General features: G+C 41.0%; 18 protein-coding genes and 1 tRNA gene. 6 read left to right on the top strand and 13 right to left on the bottom strand.

Annotated features, from left to right (window positions below):
* Window positions 1–4 precede the first annotated feature (4 nt).
* On the bottom strand, window positions 5–1,021 hold the full coding sequence (gene hrcA / locus ACZ5GY_RS07430; protein ID WP_213690805.1) for a heat-inducible transcriptional repressor HrcA: 1,017 nt from the start codon (window positions 1,019–1,021) through the stop codon (window positions 5–7).
* A 193-nt stretch (window positions 1,022–1,214) separates the two neighbouring features.
* Here hrcA and ACZ5GY_RS07435 point away from each other — a divergent pair, with 193 nt between their 5' ends.
* The 4 genes from ACZ5GY_RS07435 to ACZ5GY_RS07450 all read left to right on the top strand — a co-directional run bounded on the left by ACZ5GY_RS07435 (window position 1,215) and on the right by ACZ5GY_RS07450 (window position 4,434).
* Window positions 1,215–1,865, top strand: a complete 651-nt coding sequence (locus tag ACZ5GY_RS07435) for a histidine phosphatase family protein (RefSeq protein WP_213690804.1) — start codon at window positions 1,215–1,217, stop codon at window positions 1,863–1,865.
* Between the two features lie 83 nt (window positions 1,866–1,948).
* Entirely contained in the window at window positions 1,949–3,166 is a 1,218-nt protein-coding gene (folP, locus tag ACZ5GY_RS07440; RefSeq protein ID WP_464111712.1) for a dihydropteroate synthase, read from the top strand.
* Window positions 3,166–3,657 carry a 2-amino-4-hydroxy-6-hydroxymethyldihydropteridine diphosphokinase gene (gene folK, locus ACZ5GY_RS07445; protein ID WP_213690867.1) on the top strand — a complete coding sequence of 164 codons (492 nt, stop codon included), beginning with the start codon at window positions 3,166–3,168 and terminating at the stop codon, window positions 3,655–3,657. The genes folP and folK overlap by 1 nt, the downstream gene beginning before the upstream one ends.
* Before the next feature lie 21 nt (window positions 3,658–3,678).
* Window positions 3,679–4,434, top strand: coding sequence for a hypothetical protein (locus tag ACZ5GY_RS07450; RefSeq protein WP_213690803.1), 756 nt, complete (start codon window positions 3,679–3,681; stop codon window positions 4,432–4,434).
* Window positions 4,435–4,462: 28 nt separating this feature from the next.
* On the opposite strand, the gene ACZ5GY_RS07455 is transcribed toward ACZ5GY_RS07450, so the two are convergent.
* From ACZ5GY_RS07455 to ACZ5GY_RS07465, 3 genes are read right to left on the bottom strand one after another with little or no spacing between them, the layout of a single operon-like run.
* Window positions 4,463–5,041, bottom strand: a complete 579-nt coding sequence (locus ACZ5GY_RS07455; RefSeq protein WP_213695390.1) for a redoxin domain-containing protein — start codon at window positions 5,039–5,041, stop codon at window positions 4,463–4,465.
* A gap of 39 nt (window positions 5,042–5,080) precedes the next feature.
* Window positions 5,081–5,944 (bottom strand): thiamine pyrophosphate-dependent enzyme, encoded by an 864-nt coding sequence (locus ACZ5GY_RS07460; protein WP_213701271.1) that lies wholly within the window; start codon window positions 5,942–5,944, stop codon window positions 5,081–5,083.
* Window positions 5,945–7,684: a 2-oxoacid:acceptor oxidoreductase subunit alpha gene (locus tag ACZ5GY_RS07465; protein ID WP_213690800.1), complete on the bottom strand. Its 1,740-nt coding sequence runs from the start codon at window positions 7,682–7,684 to the stop codon at window positions 5,945–5,947.
* Between the two features lie 136 nt (window positions 7,685–7,820).
* Between ACZ5GY_RS07465 and ACZ5GY_RS07470 the strand changes: the two genes are divergently transcribed.
* Complete coding sequence (locus tag ACZ5GY_RS07470; protein WP_213690799.1) at window positions 7,821–7,997, top strand: TFIIB-type zinc ribbon-containing protein; 177 nt, start codon at window positions 7,821–7,823, stop codon at window positions 7,995–7,997.
* A 41-nt stretch (window positions 7,998–8,038) separates the two neighbouring features.
* On the opposite strand, the gene ACZ5GY_RS07475 is transcribed toward ACZ5GY_RS07470, so the two are convergent.
* Together ACZ5GY_RS07475 and ACZ5GY_RS07480 are read right to left on the bottom strand one after the other, a co-directional pair.
* Window positions 8,039–9,661, bottom strand: a complete 1,623-nt coding sequence (locus ACZ5GY_RS07475; protein WP_213690798.1) for a carbon starvation CstA family protein — start codon at window positions 9,659–9,661, stop codon at window positions 8,039–8,041.
* Window positions 9,662–9,740: 79 nt separating this feature from the next.
* Window positions 9,741–10,154 carry a hypothetical protein gene (locus ACZ5GY_RS07480; protein ID WP_464111713.1) on the bottom strand — a complete coding sequence of 138 codons (414 nt, stop codon included), beginning with the start codon at window positions 10,152–10,154 and terminating at the stop codon, window positions 9,741–9,743.
* A gap of 107 nt (window positions 10,155–10,261) precedes the next feature.
* On the opposite strand from ACZ5GY_RS07480, the gene ACZ5GY_RS07485 reads away from it, so the two are divergent.
* Window positions 10,262–10,336: transfer RNA gene (locus ACZ5GY_RS07485), tRNA-Val, on the top strand.
* Window positions 10,337–10,400: 64 nt separating this feature from the next.
* Here the strand turns inward: ACZ5GY_RS07485 and ACZ5GY_RS07490 are convergent.
* From ACZ5GY_RS07490 to ACZ5GY_RS07520, 7 genes are all read right to left on the bottom strand, one after another.
* Window positions 10,401–10,793, bottom strand: a complete 393-nt coding sequence (locus ACZ5GY_RS07490; protein ID WP_307879839.1) for a GNAT family N-acetyltransferase — start codon at window positions 10,791–10,793, stop codon at window positions 10,401–10,403.
* Between the two features lie 71 nt (window positions 10,794–10,864).
* Window positions 10,865–12,151 carry an adenylosuccinate synthase gene (locus ACZ5GY_RS07495; protein WP_213690237.1) on the bottom strand — a complete coding sequence of 429 codons (1,287 nt, stop codon included), beginning with the start codon at window positions 12,149–12,151 and terminating at the stop codon, window positions 10,865–10,867.
* A gap of 13 nt (window positions 12,152–12,164) precedes the next feature.
* Window positions 12,165–12,971 carry a divergent polysaccharide deacetylase family protein gene (locus ACZ5GY_RS07500; RefSeq protein ID WP_464111714.1) on the bottom strand — a complete coding sequence of 269 codons (807 nt, stop codon included), beginning with the start codon at window positions 12,969–12,971 and terminating at the stop codon, window positions 12,165–12,167.
* 124 nt (window positions 12,972–13,095) lie between these two features.
* On the bottom strand, window positions 13,096–14,304 hold the full coding sequence (locus ACZ5GY_RS07505) for a S41 family peptidase (RefSeq protein WP_213690239.1): 1,209 nt from the start codon (window positions 14,302–14,304) through the stop codon (window positions 13,096–13,098).
* 37 nt (window positions 14,305–14,341) lie between these two features.
* Window positions 14,342–15,556: a murein hydrolase activator EnvC family protein gene (locus tag ACZ5GY_RS07510; RefSeq protein ID WP_213701272.1), complete on the bottom strand. Its 1,215-nt coding sequence runs from the start codon at window positions 15,554–15,556 to the stop codon at window positions 14,342–14,344.
* A gap of 28 nt (window positions 15,557–15,584) precedes the next feature.
* Entirely contained in the window at window positions 15,585–16,469 is an 885-nt protein-coding gene (locus ACZ5GY_RS07515) for a cell division protein FtsX (protein WP_213695393.1), read from the bottom strand.
* Window positions 16,456–17,151, bottom strand: a complete 696-nt coding sequence (locus ACZ5GY_RS07520; protein WP_213691887.1) for a cell division ATP-binding protein FtsE — start codon at window positions 17,149–17,151, stop codon at window positions 16,456–16,458. The genes ACZ5GY_RS07515 and ACZ5GY_RS07520 overlap by 14 nt, the downstream gene beginning before the upstream one ends.
* Window position 17,152 lies beyond the last annotated feature (1 nt).

A 17,152-nucleotide genomic window follows, 5' to 3' on the forward strand; every position in this document is an offset into this window, starting at 1 on the left:
ATTATTAATCGATATTTTCTTTCTCAATGTCAGCCATCATGGCTTCGAGGACTGTAATAGTTTTTTCATAATCCATTCGTATGGGACCAATAATCCCCAATACAGTTTTGCGCCCTCTTTTACGGGAAGGAACCATAAGCACTGAGCAATCTTGCATTCCTTCTTCAGGATTTTCATCACCAATGGTCACGTTAACTCCAAGATCGATAGAACACCGGTCTACCATATCTACCATAGCCGATTCTTCTTCAAGAAGTGAAATTATAGCCTGCAACTTACTAATGTCCTGAAAATCAGGCAAACTGAGAATATGCTGGGCGCCTCCGACAAAAAGCTTATAGTTATATTTCTGCAACATGTCGTCCATTTGAAGGATAGCAACATGGCACGCCTCTGACAATCTTTCCAGTCCCTCAAGAACATAAGAAGAAAGAACCTGGCGAACTTCAGCCCACGGATGTCCGACAACAATCATATTTATACGACGAGCCAACTCGTCAAGAGTTTCTTGGGAAAGCTCACACGGCAGGGTAACATTATTATGGTGAACAAGGCCACCTTGAAGAACGAGTATTACGAGAACGGCATTTCCCCCAAGACGGACAAAATCTACCCTCTGTATTTCCACTTCGTGAAGAGAGGATATGGCAGCCACACCGACATAATTTGTAACCCGGCCCAAGAGTTGAGAGGCATACGAAAGAATGGATTCAATACCTTGCTTTTGGTCTTTGATACCATTTCTCCAACTTTTAAACCCCACAGGTGCAATTCTTCTTCGATGCAATATAGAGTCGACATAAAGACGATATGCTCTAGACGTAGGAAGTCGCCCGGCTGACGTATGAGGCTGGTAAAAATACCCCATCTGCTCAAGATCGTACATCTCATTCCTTACCGTGGCAGCACTGCAACCTTTTAAGTATTTACGAGCAATTGTTCTGGAACCGGCAGGTTCCCCAGTCTGTATATACTCATAAACAACGGCAAGAACGATCTCTAGTTGTCGCTCGGTAAGCACAAAGCTCCCTCCTCTTGAGGACGTATTAGCACTCTATGCCAATGAGTGCTAGCCCTCATGTTTACAAAAGGTAGATTATCAACCCTGGGGTGTATTGTCAAGACTGGTCAGCCTTTTTGTTATACTTTTTTTTGTTATACTTTCTTTTGATATAAAGATAAAAATACCTTTTAAAGTGTGAGGAGGCTTTTATATGGCATCTCAATATAAACACACCACTATTATTCTCGCTCGTCACGGTGAGTGCCAAGGGAACAAGGAAGAACGATTCCGAGGACGAGTCGACTATCCACTTAACGAAAGAGGGCTAGAGCAAGCTTCTGATCTGGGGAAAGCCCTTATTGCTCTCTCTCCTCAATATGCATATACAAGTCCCTTGCTCAGAGCTCGCCAGACAGCGTCAGCAATAGCTACATCATGCTCAATAGAAAAAGTTGAGATTCTAGAAGGGATAAATAATATTAACTTCAGTTCCTGGGAAGGCCGGCTCAAAACGGATATAGCACTTGAATATCCTTCGGAATGGCAGATGTGGCTTACCTATCCGGAAAAATTGTCTCTCCCTGGCGCTGAAACTCTTGCCGATGTTCAAAAGCGTTCCATACAAACTCTCAATGAGCTCGTGAAAAGACATAAAGGCGAAACTTTTGTTGTGGTCTCCCATCGTACAGTTCTTAAACCTCTCATTGCAGCTTGTATTCATATACCTGAACCATATTTCTGGAAAACTCACATGGATACAGCTTCGTATAGCGTTCTTACTCATGATGAAAAACGAGGGTATAGCCTTTTCTCATTAAATCAGACATTTCATCTGAAAAAAGTACAAACCGAGTGGATTTAGTCTTTTTCTTGACCTCCTTTATGAGAGGACTTATTATCTTTGTGTTTCATGCTTATTAATCACTAAAGGAAGGGAATAGTTCATTGGCTATATACCCAGTAAAAATCAAGAGTAATAAAGACCTCGTATCTTTGATAGCAAAAGTAGGAGCTGATCCCCGATCAGTGGCATATTTTGTTCCTAAACGAGAAGTCTTCGCTTTTTGGATTCCAGATGTTGATTTTCGTGCCGCCGCCTATCTCAAGCAAGAGATGCTTGCCAGAGGTGGAGATGCTGTTGTTCATCGCAATGTTATAGATGCACAGAGCAAATATAGTAATGTTCTTCTTATAGGAACAGAAGGACAATACAAAGCACTTTTTCCTAAACTGGAAGCCATGTCATGTTGGGGCATTGAAAAAATACGAAAAGAGTTAGCAGTTTCTTTTAAAAAATATTTTGCTTCATCATGGAAATTACCACTTCCGAGAGGTCGTTTTCTAAATTTAAAGCAGGGAGAAACAAAAATTATGGGCATCCTTAACGCCACCCCCGATTCCTTTTACGCTGGAAGCCGCTTAGAATCCATTGCTGACCTACTGAAGCAGGCAGAACACATGCTTGAAACAGGAGCTGACATTCTTGATCTAGGGGCTGAATCGACTCGTCCAGGTGCTGATCCTATTAGCGAAGAGGAAGAAAAAGAACGCTTACTCCCCTCTCTTCAGTCATTAAGAAAAGAGTTTCCTGAAGCGATTATTTCAGTAGACACCTATAAAGGGGAAATTGCAACAATTGCAGCAGAAAACGGTGCAGATATTATTAATGATATCTCCGGTTTCTCCCTTGATGATAAAATGCTTGAGGCAGTAGCTCAGACTACGTTACCCTATGTTCTTTCCCATATTCAGGGGGCCCCTAAGAATATGCAAACAAACCCGTATTATAATGATGTTATTGGGGAAAGCCTCGACTATTTCAAAGAAAAGCTACAAAGGCTTCAAGATGCGGGTGTCTCAGCAGAGCGTATTATTATTGACCCAGGCATAGGTTTTGGAAAACGGTTAGAAGATAATCTCCGTATTTTGAAGTCAATACAATCGTTTAGAAGTTTAGGCCATCCTCTTCTCATTGGACACTCGCGAAAAGGTTTTATAAAAACTATTCTCGCCAAAGAGGACCTTCAGTCTCGCCTTTATGGAACCCTTGCAGTTTCTGCTCATTGCGCACAAGAAGGAGTAGAACTCGTTAGAGTTCACGACGTAGAGGCTACACATGATGTTATAAAAATGGTAGAAGCGGTAAGGGAGGCAGAAATGTGATGCGCGTTGCATTAGGAATAGGCAGCAACATTGGTGATCGAATGGGAAATCTGCGAAAGGCAGTGCAGCTGTTGAAAGAAAAAAAGATCGCCATTATTGCAAAAAGTGATATTTTTGAAACCGCTCCAGTAGGCGTGACACAACAGCCTCGTTTTTTAAATGCGTGTGTAATTATAGAAACTGAAGCAAAACCTGAAGAGTTGCTTTCTACTATAAAGACCATAGAGCAAGAAATAGGTCGTGTACAAAGAGTTCACTGGGGACCGAGAGAAATAGACATTGATATTTTACTTTTAGAAAATGGACAAACCTATACAAGCTCCACCTTATGCATTCCTCATCCTGAAATGTATAAAAGAGCTTTCGTTCTTGTCCCATTGGCACAAATAGCACCAGATTGGGTTCATCCTCTTTCAAAGACAACTATTGATGCGCTTGCGCAAAAACTCAATCTACAAGATGAAACTTTAATTAAAATTTCAAGTTTGTAAAACAGGAGGTGTTTAGCATTTATGTCTTTTAAAAAGATCAGAATTTCTTTCATCTTTTATATGGTCTGTCTTCTTTTAACAGCACCTCTTTCCTTGGAAGCAGCAACTACAACTAGAATATACTCTGTGCCAGGACATCCTCTGGCCTTGACGATACAAAGTGATAGAGGCGTTATCAAAGAAGCTTGGCTTCGTTCCCCAGCGGGACTTCATCCACTCAATGTGCTTCAAGGGAAAAAGATCACCGGTAGTGCGTGGCGCCAACCTCTGGCAGACAGTGATCTTTGCCCTGACCTTATATGGCGACTCTCATTTGTTGATAGCAACACTTCCAAAGTTTACTTTCTTTGGATCACCTCTCTCACAGAAACGCCTCGAGCATGGCTAGCCATTACACCAGCAGGGGGTTCATGTTGGGACTCTTTACCTTTGCAATTATCCATGCCTGATGATGTTTTTCTCTATGTATCTCCAACACTTCCGTCATATTCTGAGTTAGAAAATATAGAAAGAGAAAGTTCTTCCCTTCTCACATTTGTCTACACAGTCGGACTTACACGTGATGGTCCTAACTTTGTGCTTGTCCCTGAAGTTTACAAGCAGCTTCTACCTATTACGGAACTCGTGCGTCAAGCAGAAACGGACCCAGTAATAAAAAACGCCTATAACAACCTTTACGACGATTTTGAAAAAATGGGAAAAGGGCAAACTCCATCGCGAGAAGCTATTATTAATTTCTCTTGGAAGAAAATACTCAGCCTCAACTGGCAAAATTAACCCCCCGAGAACTGGGGGGTTTTCTCATCTAGTTTGTTGCATCGATACCTTTGGCTCTGCTATCTTTGATACAGACAGTTCTACCCAGAGCATCTTTCATGCATCTTTGTATTTCAATTTCAATATTAGGGATTTCAGTTCGAGTGTAATCTTTAAGTACGAAGATTATTTCTCGAAGATCAGGTGTTTCTTCCAGTCCGTATATTTTAGTAAAAATGACTTCATGTTTCTCATTGAGAAGTATATTCGCACGAGAAGAAATTCCATCTTGTTCTCTAAAGACGCCATATTGTCTCGCTATAGAACCATGAGGCCAAAAATCAGAAAGGAATTGTAGCTTTTTTATTCCAAGGGCGTCACTCCATGCCTTTTTGCTGGCATATGAGTCTACACTGAGAGCAAAAGGTATAGTATTTAATTTATCAAAAAGTCTCATATGAGTATCTATTGTATTGACTTGCGCTTGACAAACACTTGTCCAAGCTAAAGGATGAAAAGAAAGCAAGATATTTTTCCCTATCAAAGTGGAAAGAATTACGTTTTTACCGTTTTGGTCTCTTGACGAAAAATCAGGAGCTTCATATCCTAACGGAATTAACCCTTCCATTTATTCTTCCCTCCCTTTCAAGAAACATCCTTTTCGTTCTCACATCATACCTGTAATACAAGTTTCAATTTCTCTGATTTTAGCACTTCTTTGAAAAAGAGGCGTTCTTTTTTCTTTATACAGAGAAAAATTCTCCTCAAATGTTTTTCTTCCTTCCTGCTTATACAAAACACCTAAAGGGAATTTATCTTTCTTTAGCGCTAAAGAAAGCGCAGAGATCTGGTTTTCAGGATCATGAGTATCATCAATATAATATGTATTCTCTTCGTACCATTTATATGTATTTATCTTATTAAAGGAAACACACGGTTGAAATATATCGATTAGCGCATAGCCACGATGTTCAATAGCCTGTTTTATTAGGTAGGTTGTTTGTTCCACATCTCCTGCAAAAGCTCGTGCAACAAAAGTAGCCCCCAAAACAATGGCAACAGCTAAAGGGTTAAAAGGAGTGGCAAATACGCCATCTACTTGAACAGGTGTTTTAAAACCAGTAAAACTTGTAGGAGAGGCTTGTCCCTTCGTTAAACCATAAACCATATTGTTATAGACCAAATTTGTAATGTCAGGATTCCGACGAATAGTATGGATAAAATGATTTCCGCCCTCCCCATACATATCTCCATCTCCACCTATAGCTATAACATTCAGTTTTGGATTAGCTATTTTAATTCCTGTCGCGTTGGAAAGAGCTCTACCGTGTAAACCATTAAAAAAATGACATTTTATAAAATGGGGTGTCTTCGCAGCCTGACCTATACCAGATACAACAACTACATCATTAGGTTGCCAGTTTAATTGTGAAAAAGCAGATTTGAGAGCTTCAAGTATTTTAAAATCGCCACATCCCGGACACCACGCTATATCAGCTTCTGGAAGGTCGAAAATTTTCGGCGTAGTCATCTACAGCACCTCCCCGTTTAAACAAGAATCAAGGTCTCGCGTCAGTTGCTCTACTGAGAATTGCAACCCAGAATAATAAGGAAGAACATAATCAATCATCCTCCCTGTATGTTGTGTCAATAATCTTGCAAATTGACCCGTTTTATTTCCTTCTATAACGATAATCTTTTGTGCTTGTTCCAACTTCATTCCTATGTTTTGAGGAAGTGGATAGATCTGTTGAAAATGCATTAAAGCTGTATCAGAACGTCCTATAAACTCCAACGTCTCTTCAATAATATGGAAGCTTGACCCCCATCCAATAATAAGCGTTCTAAAATCTTCTGGACCAATTAGTAACGGCTCTTCGATATCCTTCTGCATGCTCTCAATCTTTCGCAAGCGCTTTTGAACCATACGTTCACGAAGATCAAAGTCTTCGTACACATGTCCAATCTCATCATGTTCATGACTATCTGCTCCAACCAACCCATTTCCATATCCTGGAACAGCTCGCGGTGAAATTCCATCATGAGTTATCTCGTACCGTCTGTAATTGTCATTCGCTTCAACAATTGCAGGGGGGACCAACGTACCCTTCACATCAGGCATAGCCATATCATAATATGTGTTGAGAAAGTATTGATCTGTCATGAGAATAACGGGAATCTGATATGTATCAGCCAAATAAAAGGCTTTTGATGACAGTCTGAAGGCTTCCTCAAGAGAAGCCGGCGCTAATACAGCTCGTGGAAACTCGCCATGTCCACCATATAAAGCGACATTAAGATCTCCTTGCTCTGTACGTGTAGCCATACCAGTAGCTGGCCCTGGACGCTGAGCAAGATGGATAACTACAGGTGTCTCCATTACTCCAGCCAGACTGACGCCTTCACACATAAGATCAAAACCTCCTCCCGACGTCGTAACCATAGATCTGGCTCCTGAATATGAGGCCCCTATCGCCATATTTATTGCAGCAATTTCATCTTCAGCCTGTTCAACAATAATTTCCATCTCTTTAGCCTTTTGAGCCATAAATGTTAAAACTCCCGTTGCAGGAGACATGGGATATGCCGTAACAAAAGAACATCCAGCAGAAAGAGCCCCTAAGGAGACTGCTTCTGTTCCACTCATTACAACTCTTTGAGCAGATCTAATAGCCTGATCAGGTGGAAGAAGAATAGAATCATCTCCAATATATGATCTTCCTATAACATAGCCTCTCTCTAAGGCCACCTTATTCTGTTCTGCAAGTTTCTCTTTTTTACCACTGAACTTTTCATCACAAAATGCTTTTGCCGACTCCATTCCTCCACCGATAAGACCTAATATAACGCCTGCAGCAATAAAATTAGAAAAGACCTTCCCTCCAATTTCTCTTGCGACTTCATTAATATTCACATTTAATATAGAGCCCCTAAACTTCTCTATTTCACTGCCTAAATCCTCTTGATCGCAGATCACAATCGTTTCCTTCGAAATACGTCGCAAAATATTATCTCTGACTCCCAAACTTAAAGGCACCGCTATATCGATACGATCTACAAAGGCCCGTATTGGCCAAGGAGATATTCGTATCTCTGTAGAATTATTTCCTCCTCTTACGCGAGACATATATTCACGACTGGCAAAAACGCTGTAGCCAATATGACGTATAGCCCGTATAAGTAACTCTTCAACTGTCTGTACTCCTTGTCCAGCAGCTCCACAAAGAACCAAAGATATCTCTTTTCTTGATTTCCCGATTGGAATAGTCATTAAAAACCTCCTCTCTCAAAACATGTTAATATTACAATACAAATTTGTATTATTATAACTAAATATCTTCATTAAAAGCACAAATCAATTATAATAAATAGGCCGTCGTGAGATATCTATATGGAGGTGTTTATATATGGCTAAGTTCCAATGTCTGGAATGCAAAAAAGAGTTCGAATTAGAATCGACAGCTCCGATAATGAGATGTTCTTATTGCGGAAGCAGATTTCTTTCAAAGATTGAAGGAGAACCGTTAAAACGAGGAAAATCTTGGAATAGTAAGTCTTTTAGCGTCGGCAGACCAGAAAAATAATAAAAGAGGTCGGAGAATAGCTCTCCGACCTCTTTTTTCATTTACGCTTCCGTAGTATCTTTTGTTTTTAGAGCATTGAAAGCCTCTCTCACCATCAAGACAGCTAAGACCAACAATATGACAGAAATTGAAACGAGTAAATAATTAGGAACGCCAGTAAGCTTCTCTTTTATCATTATGAGCAAAGCAGCTACTGTTGTCGCCAACATAAACCACATTGGAACCATAAGGAAAGAGTTGTTTTTCTTTAACCCCTTGGCAATCCAAACTCCGACAGCAAGAAGAGCTAGAGCAGCAACTAGCTGGTTTGCTGCACCAAACATCGGCCAAATAGCCGCCCATGCCGGAATAGGCTTTCCATCAGGTCCCACTGTTTTAACAAGGAGCAAGGCCATTGCAGCAGCAACCGCTACAATTGTTGCTGTGTATTTATCGACCTTCATATTAGTAAGTTCCTGAATTTGATAACGGGTCAGACGTGTTGCTGTATCAAGAGAGGTAAGCAAGAAAGAATTTATCGCCAATCCGCCCAATGAAGCACCAATTTTAGGATCTATTCCGACAAGGCCTGCAAATTTACCAAAACCTTGAGCATACGTAACAACTGGACCACCTTCAAGAATTTTACCGCTAATCATGATAGTACCGATAGCGATAACAGCAACAACTCCTTCAAGAAGCATAGAACCATAACCGACAAGAGTGCTATCTGTTTCACGACGAAGCTGTTTCGATGTTGTTCCGCTTCCTACAAGGGAGTGGAAACCAGAAATGGCTCCACAGGCAACGATTACAAAAAGCATAGGCCACATATATTGTGTTCCTGCAACAAACCCCTTAAAAGCGGGGAGCTGAACTTCAAATTTTCCACCAAAAATCATTCCAATGGCACCGATAATAACAGCAAAATAAAGGAAGAAAGAAGCAAGATAGTCGCGAGGCTGTAACAAAAGCCACACTGGAAGAACAGAGGCTAGAAGAATATAAACAGCTAGAACCCAACGCCAGGCGGGCATAGAATAAGTAAAGCTGCCTGCTACCCAATCAGCGTAATTTCCATACCAACAAGCTCCGATTACTATAGGAACCATTACAAGGGTCATAAGCCAAAGTGGCGTATTATACTTATAAACAAGGACACCAAAGATAACAGCCATAAAGATGTAAAGAGTACTTGAAAAAGCAACTGCTGGGTCTGCAGCAAAGGTATTTGCAGAAAGCTGAAGGAAAACAGCAACAACGAGGACAAGGCTTAAAATTGTAAAAGTCAGGAAAAAGAATTTTCCACGCCGTCCGATCCAGTGGTCAACAACTTCGCCAACAGATTTTCCGTTATGCCGCATTGAAGAAACAAGAGCACCCATATCGTGCGGACCACCAAGGAAAGCAGAACCGATAAGACACCACAAATATGCAGGAAGCCATCCAAACATACTAGCAGCAGCAATAGGTCCTACAATCGGGCCAGCTCCAGCGATGGAAGCAAAGTGGTGTCCAAGCAAAACAGCTGGATGCGCGGGACAATAGTCTATGCCATCGTACATAGTCTCAGCCGGAGTAGGATTATCATTATTAAGTTCATAAATACGTGCCATATACCGCCCATGAACGCGGTATGCGATTGCAAAAAATACTATTGCTACAATGAATAGCATTGCTAACATCTGTTTCACCTCCAAAAAATTATGTATTTCCATAAATTAAAAGGACTACTCTTTTCTTCGTTATGGCAAGATCACCCCCCTAAATATCAGAAATGGCTATTTCCCGAGCTTTATTAACTAATGGAGCCAAATCTTTAATTTTAGGATTCCATTTAGTTCCCGGAACGTAAGAATAAACTTCAATAAATCCTTTTAAGCCAAAGAAAAACATCTTAACTTTTTTGGGGAAACTGGAAATTTCTTCTATGAAAAGGAAGCGCTGAGTCATTACTTCAGGAATTGGTTTCCATGTGGAGAGGATATATTCGGCGTCATGTCGCCCTTGATGTGACCAAACTATATAATCATATGCATAATACTTTCCGACTTCCCCTAAAAGGGAATCTTTTACGAAGGTTACCTTTCGATAAACCCCCCTCATCAAATTATGAGACCATGGTTCAAAACCCCAATACGTCCAAAAATCCATACTTTTGCCATATAGAAAAGACATATCAACCATACGCATCACCCTTGAATCAAGAATATGCTTTATATGTACAAAATTTATCTCATTGGCTTGAAATAATGAGATAAGACAGCTATAATACCTGCTATTGTGGGTGACTAGCTCAGTGGAAGAGCGCTTCCTTCACACGGAAGAGGTCACAGGTTCGAACCCTGTGTCGCCCACCATTTTTTATGCCTACTCGTCTGGTATACAATTTTAAATACATAATTTTAGACTTAAAGGTGCATCTTAGCTGCAATGAAAGGGAAGTTTTGTCTCCATAAGTAAAGCCGTAGCAAAATCTTCGTAGTAATGTTCTTCTTTTTTAATTACGCGAAATCCGAAATTTAAATATAATTTTCTTGCTGTTTCGTTATCTTCACGAACATGAAGTTTCAATTTATTATACCCCTCATTAAGGCAAAATTCACCTGCTGCGAGAAGTAATTGGCTAGCGATCTTTCTTTTCCTATGGCTCTTGCTAACAAATAAATCACTAATCATAATTGCATTTTTCTTCTTTTCTAACACGATAAGCCCAACTATACGAGAATGCCAACGGGCTGTCATATACACTGACAGCCCGTTTTTAATATCTTCCACTATAAATTCGCGGGGCCAAGCGGCTCCACCTTTTTCCACTTCAAGAGAACAAAGAGAGTCAATATCGCTAAGGGAAGCAAAATCTATTTCTACAAATAAAAAAGACAGTATTAAAGCCCCCTGATAATAGTCTGATCTCTCCCCGGACCAACTCCTATAAGTTGCACAGGTACACCTGTCTCTTTCTCTATGTACTCCACGTACTTTCTCGCTGTCTCAGGCAAGTCATCAAAGTTTCGGCAGGCTGAGAGGTCTTCTTTCCAACCATCCAATGTAGTATAAACTGGCGTAGCCTTTTCAAGAAGGGATGTATTCGTCAAATAATTCTCGTATTTTTTACCATTTGCTTCATAGTGGGTACAAACTTTAATTTTGTCAAACCCAGTAAGAACATCAAGTTTGGTGAGAGCTATGGAAGTCATACCATTAACGCGTACAGCATATTTAAGCGCTACGAGGTCAAGCCAACCGCAGCGCCGAGGACGGCCAGTTGTAGCTCCATACTCTCCCCCCTTGTCTCGTAATGTCTGTCCATCGTTTCCAAGATCTTCTGTAGGGAAAGGACCTTCGCCGACACGGGTACAATAGGCCTTTACAACACCAATAACACGATCAACATCGGAAGGACCTACCCCTAATCCAACACAGCCACCAGCTGCTATAGGTGAGGAACTCGTTACAAAGGGATACGTTCCGTGATCAACATCAAGAAGGGTACCCTGAGCCCCTTCGAAAAGAACGCCCTTACCTTCTAACATGGCTTCTTGCAACGCTAAAGAGACATCGGCAACATAGGGAGCTAATGTCTCTCCCCAGGAAAGTGCCTGGGCATACACATCATCGAAAGCAACAGGTTCTGCATTATAAACCTTCGTTAAAATAAGGTTTTTCAGATCAAGATTGAAGGAAAGTTTCTCGCGCAGTATTTCCGGATCAAGAAGATCTTCAATACGAATGCCACAACGGTTAAATTTATCAACATAACACGGACCGATTCCACGTCCTGTAGTTCCTATCTTTTTATCTTTACTTCTAAACTGTTCGTCGGCCTTATCAAGGATTTTATGATAAGGCATAACGACATGGGCTGATCCGCTAATGATAAGACGGGCTCGATCTTTTCCCTGCTCCTGTAATGTTTTAAGCTCATTAATTAGCTGCTCAGGATCGACAACAACTCCGTTCCCTATAGCACACAATTTACAGGGATAAAGCATTCCTGATGGTAAAAGATGAAATACATATTTTTCCCCTTCTACAATCACTGTATGTCCAGCATTGGCGCCTCCCTGATAACGAGCAAACACTTCCACTCGATTGCCAAGGGCATCTACAACACGCCCCTTGCCTTCATCACCCCACTGGGCTCCAATAATAATCTCTACTCGTCCTTTCACTTTCAAGGCCTCCTCATTGTGCCTTTTGAATTCTAAGAAGTTCAGGCACAGTTACAAATTTTACGTCATTTATATTAGAATCGCAAAGCTCTTGTAAAAAAGGAATTGTATCCGGTCTATTATGACAAATGGCTACAACCCATCCTCTTTTTTTTGCAATAGTAACAGCCTTTTGAAACTGCTTTCTCATAAATTCGATATTTGTCTCATGGTCAAGAAAAATTGAATTATAAGCACTTGGAACCCCGAAGCGCTGAGCAGTTTTATAAGCGACAGATTTAGACGATGTTCGGCTATCTATAAAAATTTTATTCATAGGAGCCAAAGTCTCCATCAGCACACTCATAATCTGGTCGTTACTTGTTGCTTTTGAACCTCTGTGATTGTTCATTCCTATCGCGTTTGGCATGATTGCAAAAACATCTTTTACAGCCTTTGCAACAGCTGGAGCAGACATGCTTACTCCAATAAGAGAGTCCCCCTGCGCTTTATCGGCTAATGCTTCCATAGGCATATGAACCAAGTATGGAATTTTTTTTGATTCCGCCAATAGAACTGTTTTTTCTGTGAAACGTTGATGCGGAATAATTGCCCACGTAAAAGGAAGATCTATAGCTGCTATCTCTTCTGCCATGGAATATGAGAATCCGAAATCATCTATAACAAGAGCCACAAGAGCACCATGTTGCTCTTCTATCTTGTCTTCAGATACAACGTCTTCTATAGACGTTTCAGGTCTCTCTTGAACATTTACTACATATACTTCTTTATTGTCTGCTGAGACATTATTTTCTGACCTTTCTTCCGTTATATCTCTCACAGTATCATGAGATTTTATGAGCGGAACAAATACCAGTAAAATCAATATCCCGAACAGGATAAAGAGGAGGCCTCTAGACCTCCCCCTCTTTCTCGTCTTTTTTCTCGGCATAATTTTCCTCTAATTAATTTTTCAGCAGTTTAGATGTTCCTTTTTCAAGCTTTAGCAGCTCGTCCATAGCCCGCTTCAACTGAATGTCTTTTTTACGATCTGGATTATATTCTCCTTCGACTGTCACATGAGGTGTTAATCCTATATGATCAATAATTGTTCCAGAAGGAGTATGATACCGAGCTATCGTAACATATAACCCCGATCCATCCGAAAGATTAAACAGAGTCTGTACAGATCCTTTTCCGAAGCTCTTTTTTCCTACAAGCACAGCCCTTTGGCGATCCTTGAGAGCACCAGCCACTATTTCCGAAGCACTGGCACTTCCTTCGTTAATTAATACGACAAGAGGAAGCTTCGTCAAAACTCCGGCCTGCGCATATAACTTATCATTTGCCCGTTCTACGCGCCCTTTCATTCCAACAACCAAACCGCCATCCAAGAAGAGGTCGCTAATATCAACAGCCGCATTTAATAAACCACCACCGTTATTGCGTAGGTCTAAAATTAACCCCTTAGCACCTTTTTTCTCTAAATCGATGATGGCATCCCGGGCCTCTTCGGCAGTTTTTTGTTTAAACTGAGAGAGCCTGACATATCCCGTATTTTTTTCAAGCATTTCTGATCGTACTGATATCAGTTTTATATTTTCTCTCATCAAATCAAATTGAAGCAACTTATCTTCTCCTTCGCGACGAACCCATATAGTAACAGAGGTTCCTGCCGCACCGCGAAGTCGTTTGACAACCTGCTGAGATTCCCAACCAATAATAATATCGTCACCTATTTTGACTATTTCGTCTCCAGGCTTTAAACCAGCCCGATCTGCAGGGGTCCCTTCTATAGGGCTTATTACAAGAGTTTTTCCGTCTCTATGCCCAAGGTAAATACCAAGTCCACCATATTCCCCTTCCATTTCTATTTCTTCTTCTTTTAGTTCTTCAGGATCAACAAAGCGAGTATAAGGATCTCCATAAGCCTGCACAAAGCCTTTCATGGCACCATAGACAAGATCTTTCTCTTCTTTTTTATCCTTATCGCTGTCAACCTGATACGTCTCTATAATTGCTCGTGCCTGCTTCATAAGCCAAAGATTTTCCAGCTTAAAAGGAACAAAACGAGCGAAATCTTCCAAATCAGAAGCATGAGCTCCCAAAAGGGCTCCTGTGAGAACTACCCCTAATACCAGTCCAAAAATGACGCCTCTTAGTCGTTTCAGCATGCTCTGTTTTTTACTCCTTTTCTCATCTCAAGAATATTTATCGCAAATATTTCATTGGATCTCGCGCATCACCATTTTTGCGCACTTCAAAATGAAGATGAGGACCCGTACTGACACCTGTACTTCCAACTTGCCCTATAATTTGTCCCTTTGATATCCCTTGCCCCTCATCTACAGATGTGCTTGAAAGGTGAGCATAAACAGTACTCAAGTCATTTCCATGATCAATTATTATAATTTGTCCATATCCACGCAACCATCCAACATAGAGAACTTCGCCGGGTCCTGCTGCATGAACTGACGTTCCTCGAGGCGCTCGGATATCTATTCCCGTATGCATTGAAGTTGTTTTAAAAACAGGATGAACCCGTTTTCCAAATCTTTCAGATATCTCTCCCCTCACAGGCCAAGCCAGCTGGCCACCTGAGGGTAAATATGTAATATTCGTAGACGGACGCTTTTTATTTTTTTCTTTTTCTCTGGCAAGAAGCTCTTGCTTCTGACGCATAAGGCGCCGAATCGTATCTCCCACTTCTTCTTGCGCTTTTTGCAACTCTTTTGCCGTTTGTTCATGAAGCGATTTTTCTTTTCTCAACTTCGACAAGAGTTGATTTCTCTTCTGTATTTCAGCTTTATAAGCTTGACGTTCTGCCTGAAGTTTTTTCTCCTGAGATGCATAAAGTGCTCTTTGTTCTTCCAATTCCTTTTTCGATGCATCAAGCTTCTCACGGCTAATACCTAATTCTTCTATCATATCTTCATCTTCTCTGGCTATTTTACTAAGGAGGATAGATGTGGCCATTGCCTCGTGGGCCGTCGAAGCTGTTAAGAGAAGATCTAATTCAGCCATTCCTCCGTATTTATATATAGCTACAAAGCGTTCTTTCAAATACCCCTTTATCTCTACAATACGTGCATCTGTCTTTTTTATATCATTATTCAATTCTTTTATTCTTCGTTCAGCCTTGTTCTGCTTTAATTCAAGAACCTTGATCTGTTGTTCTGCCTTCCCTTTACGTTGATCGTATTGAGTAATCTGGTCAAGAATTCCCTTTTCTTTCTCTCCGGCTTTCTTTATAAGTTGTTCATAATAAGCCGTCCGTCTTTCCATTATCGTCATGCGACGCTCTTCTGCCGCTATTTGTTCGTCAAGTTCTCGTGACGTTAATCCAAAAGCAGGCAAAACGACAAAAAAAGTAGAAAAAACCGTTAGAAGAATACCGAATAATTGTCTTTTTGTGAAGTTCTTCAAGAGACTCTTATTCCTCCCCTCTTTCATATCAAAGGGGCTTTTGTGCCACACGAACAAAACGATTCACCGCAAACCAGCTGCATATCCACCCTAAAGTTGTTCCAATTCCTAAGAGTAATACATAAAACTTCAACAAAAATTGCGAATCGCCGATAAGCTCCACAAAAGGCAGAGTTGTTCGTATAGCCTCCTGCGCCGAAGTATAGGAACCCACGACAGCGAGAACGGCAAATAAAGCTCCCAAGGAACCTAAAATCATCCCCTGTAAAACAAAGGGAAGCGAAATATATGTTTTCGTCGCCCCAACTAAGACCATAACCTGTATCTCTTCTTTACGAGAATAAAGAGAGATTCGAATAGTGTTATACACAACAAGAGCACTAATTATAAGGGCTAATCCAAGAACTACAACGGAAACTCTTGAGACCATAAAAGAGATTTTTGATAGTTTTTCCGCAAGTTTTCCGGCATAAACAAGTTCTTCTATTGCCGGCATTGTCGTAAGGTTTCGCACAAGCGGAGCAACTTCTCCAGCTCGCTTTACTTTAACCTCAATACTCCATGGAAGTGGATTTTCCCCAAGAAGGGTCACTGCTTTTGCTTTAGTTCCCAGTTTGGCACGCAGTCGTTCAAGAGCTTCTTCTGGTGATACGGCCTTTACCTGCGTTACATATGGAATAGTTTTAATTTCCTTTACCGTTTGCTGAATCTTACTGTCATCTTTGAGATAGGCTTGAACAACGAGTTCACTCTCGACCTTCGACACCATAGACCGAACATTCAAAGAAAAAAGAGCTGACATACCAAGAAGGTATATAACAGCACCTGCAGTAAGAAGTGTGAGGACACTCAATCCCCAGTGTCGAAAAACCAACCTGAAGGTATCTCGCAGTGCATATCTAAAGCTCGCCATCAATAAGATACCTCCCCTTTTCTTCATCCCGAACAATACGTCCCTCATGAAGCTCTACAACTCTTTGTCTGTAAGCGTCTACGAGGTATTGATCATGCGTCGCCATAAGAACTGTTGCCCCTGCAGTATTGAGCGATATCAAAAGACGCATAATATCTTCTGCAGTATGAACGTCCAAGTTACCGGTGGGCTCATCAGCAATAAAAATGGATGGGGAATTAGCCATAGCGCGAGCAATAGCTACTCGCTGTTGTTCTCCTCCTGAAAGTTGCGGGGGATACAAAAAACGTCGACGCCACAAACCGACCTGGTCTATTACATCATTGGTACGCTTCTCTACCATTCGAGGCGGCATCGCCATGGACTCAAGAACGAAAGCAACGTTTTCCCACGCAGTTAGATTGGGAAGAAGCTTAAAATCCTGAAAGACAACTCCTATATCTCTACGATAATACGGTAATTCTGAAGGTCTGATTTTCCTTAAGTTACGTCCTCCTACAGTAACTTGACCTCGTGTTTGAACGAGTTCTCGTGTAATAAGCCTCATGAGAGTTGTTTTGCCCGATCCAGTCGTTCCTACGAGATAAAGAAACTCTCCTTGCTTAATATCAAGGTAGACGTCTTCTAAAGCTGTAATGTCTGGTTGAAAAATTTTAGTGACTCCTGCCAGGCGTATATCCATT

The organism is Aminobacterium thunnarium (assembly GCF_055390565.1).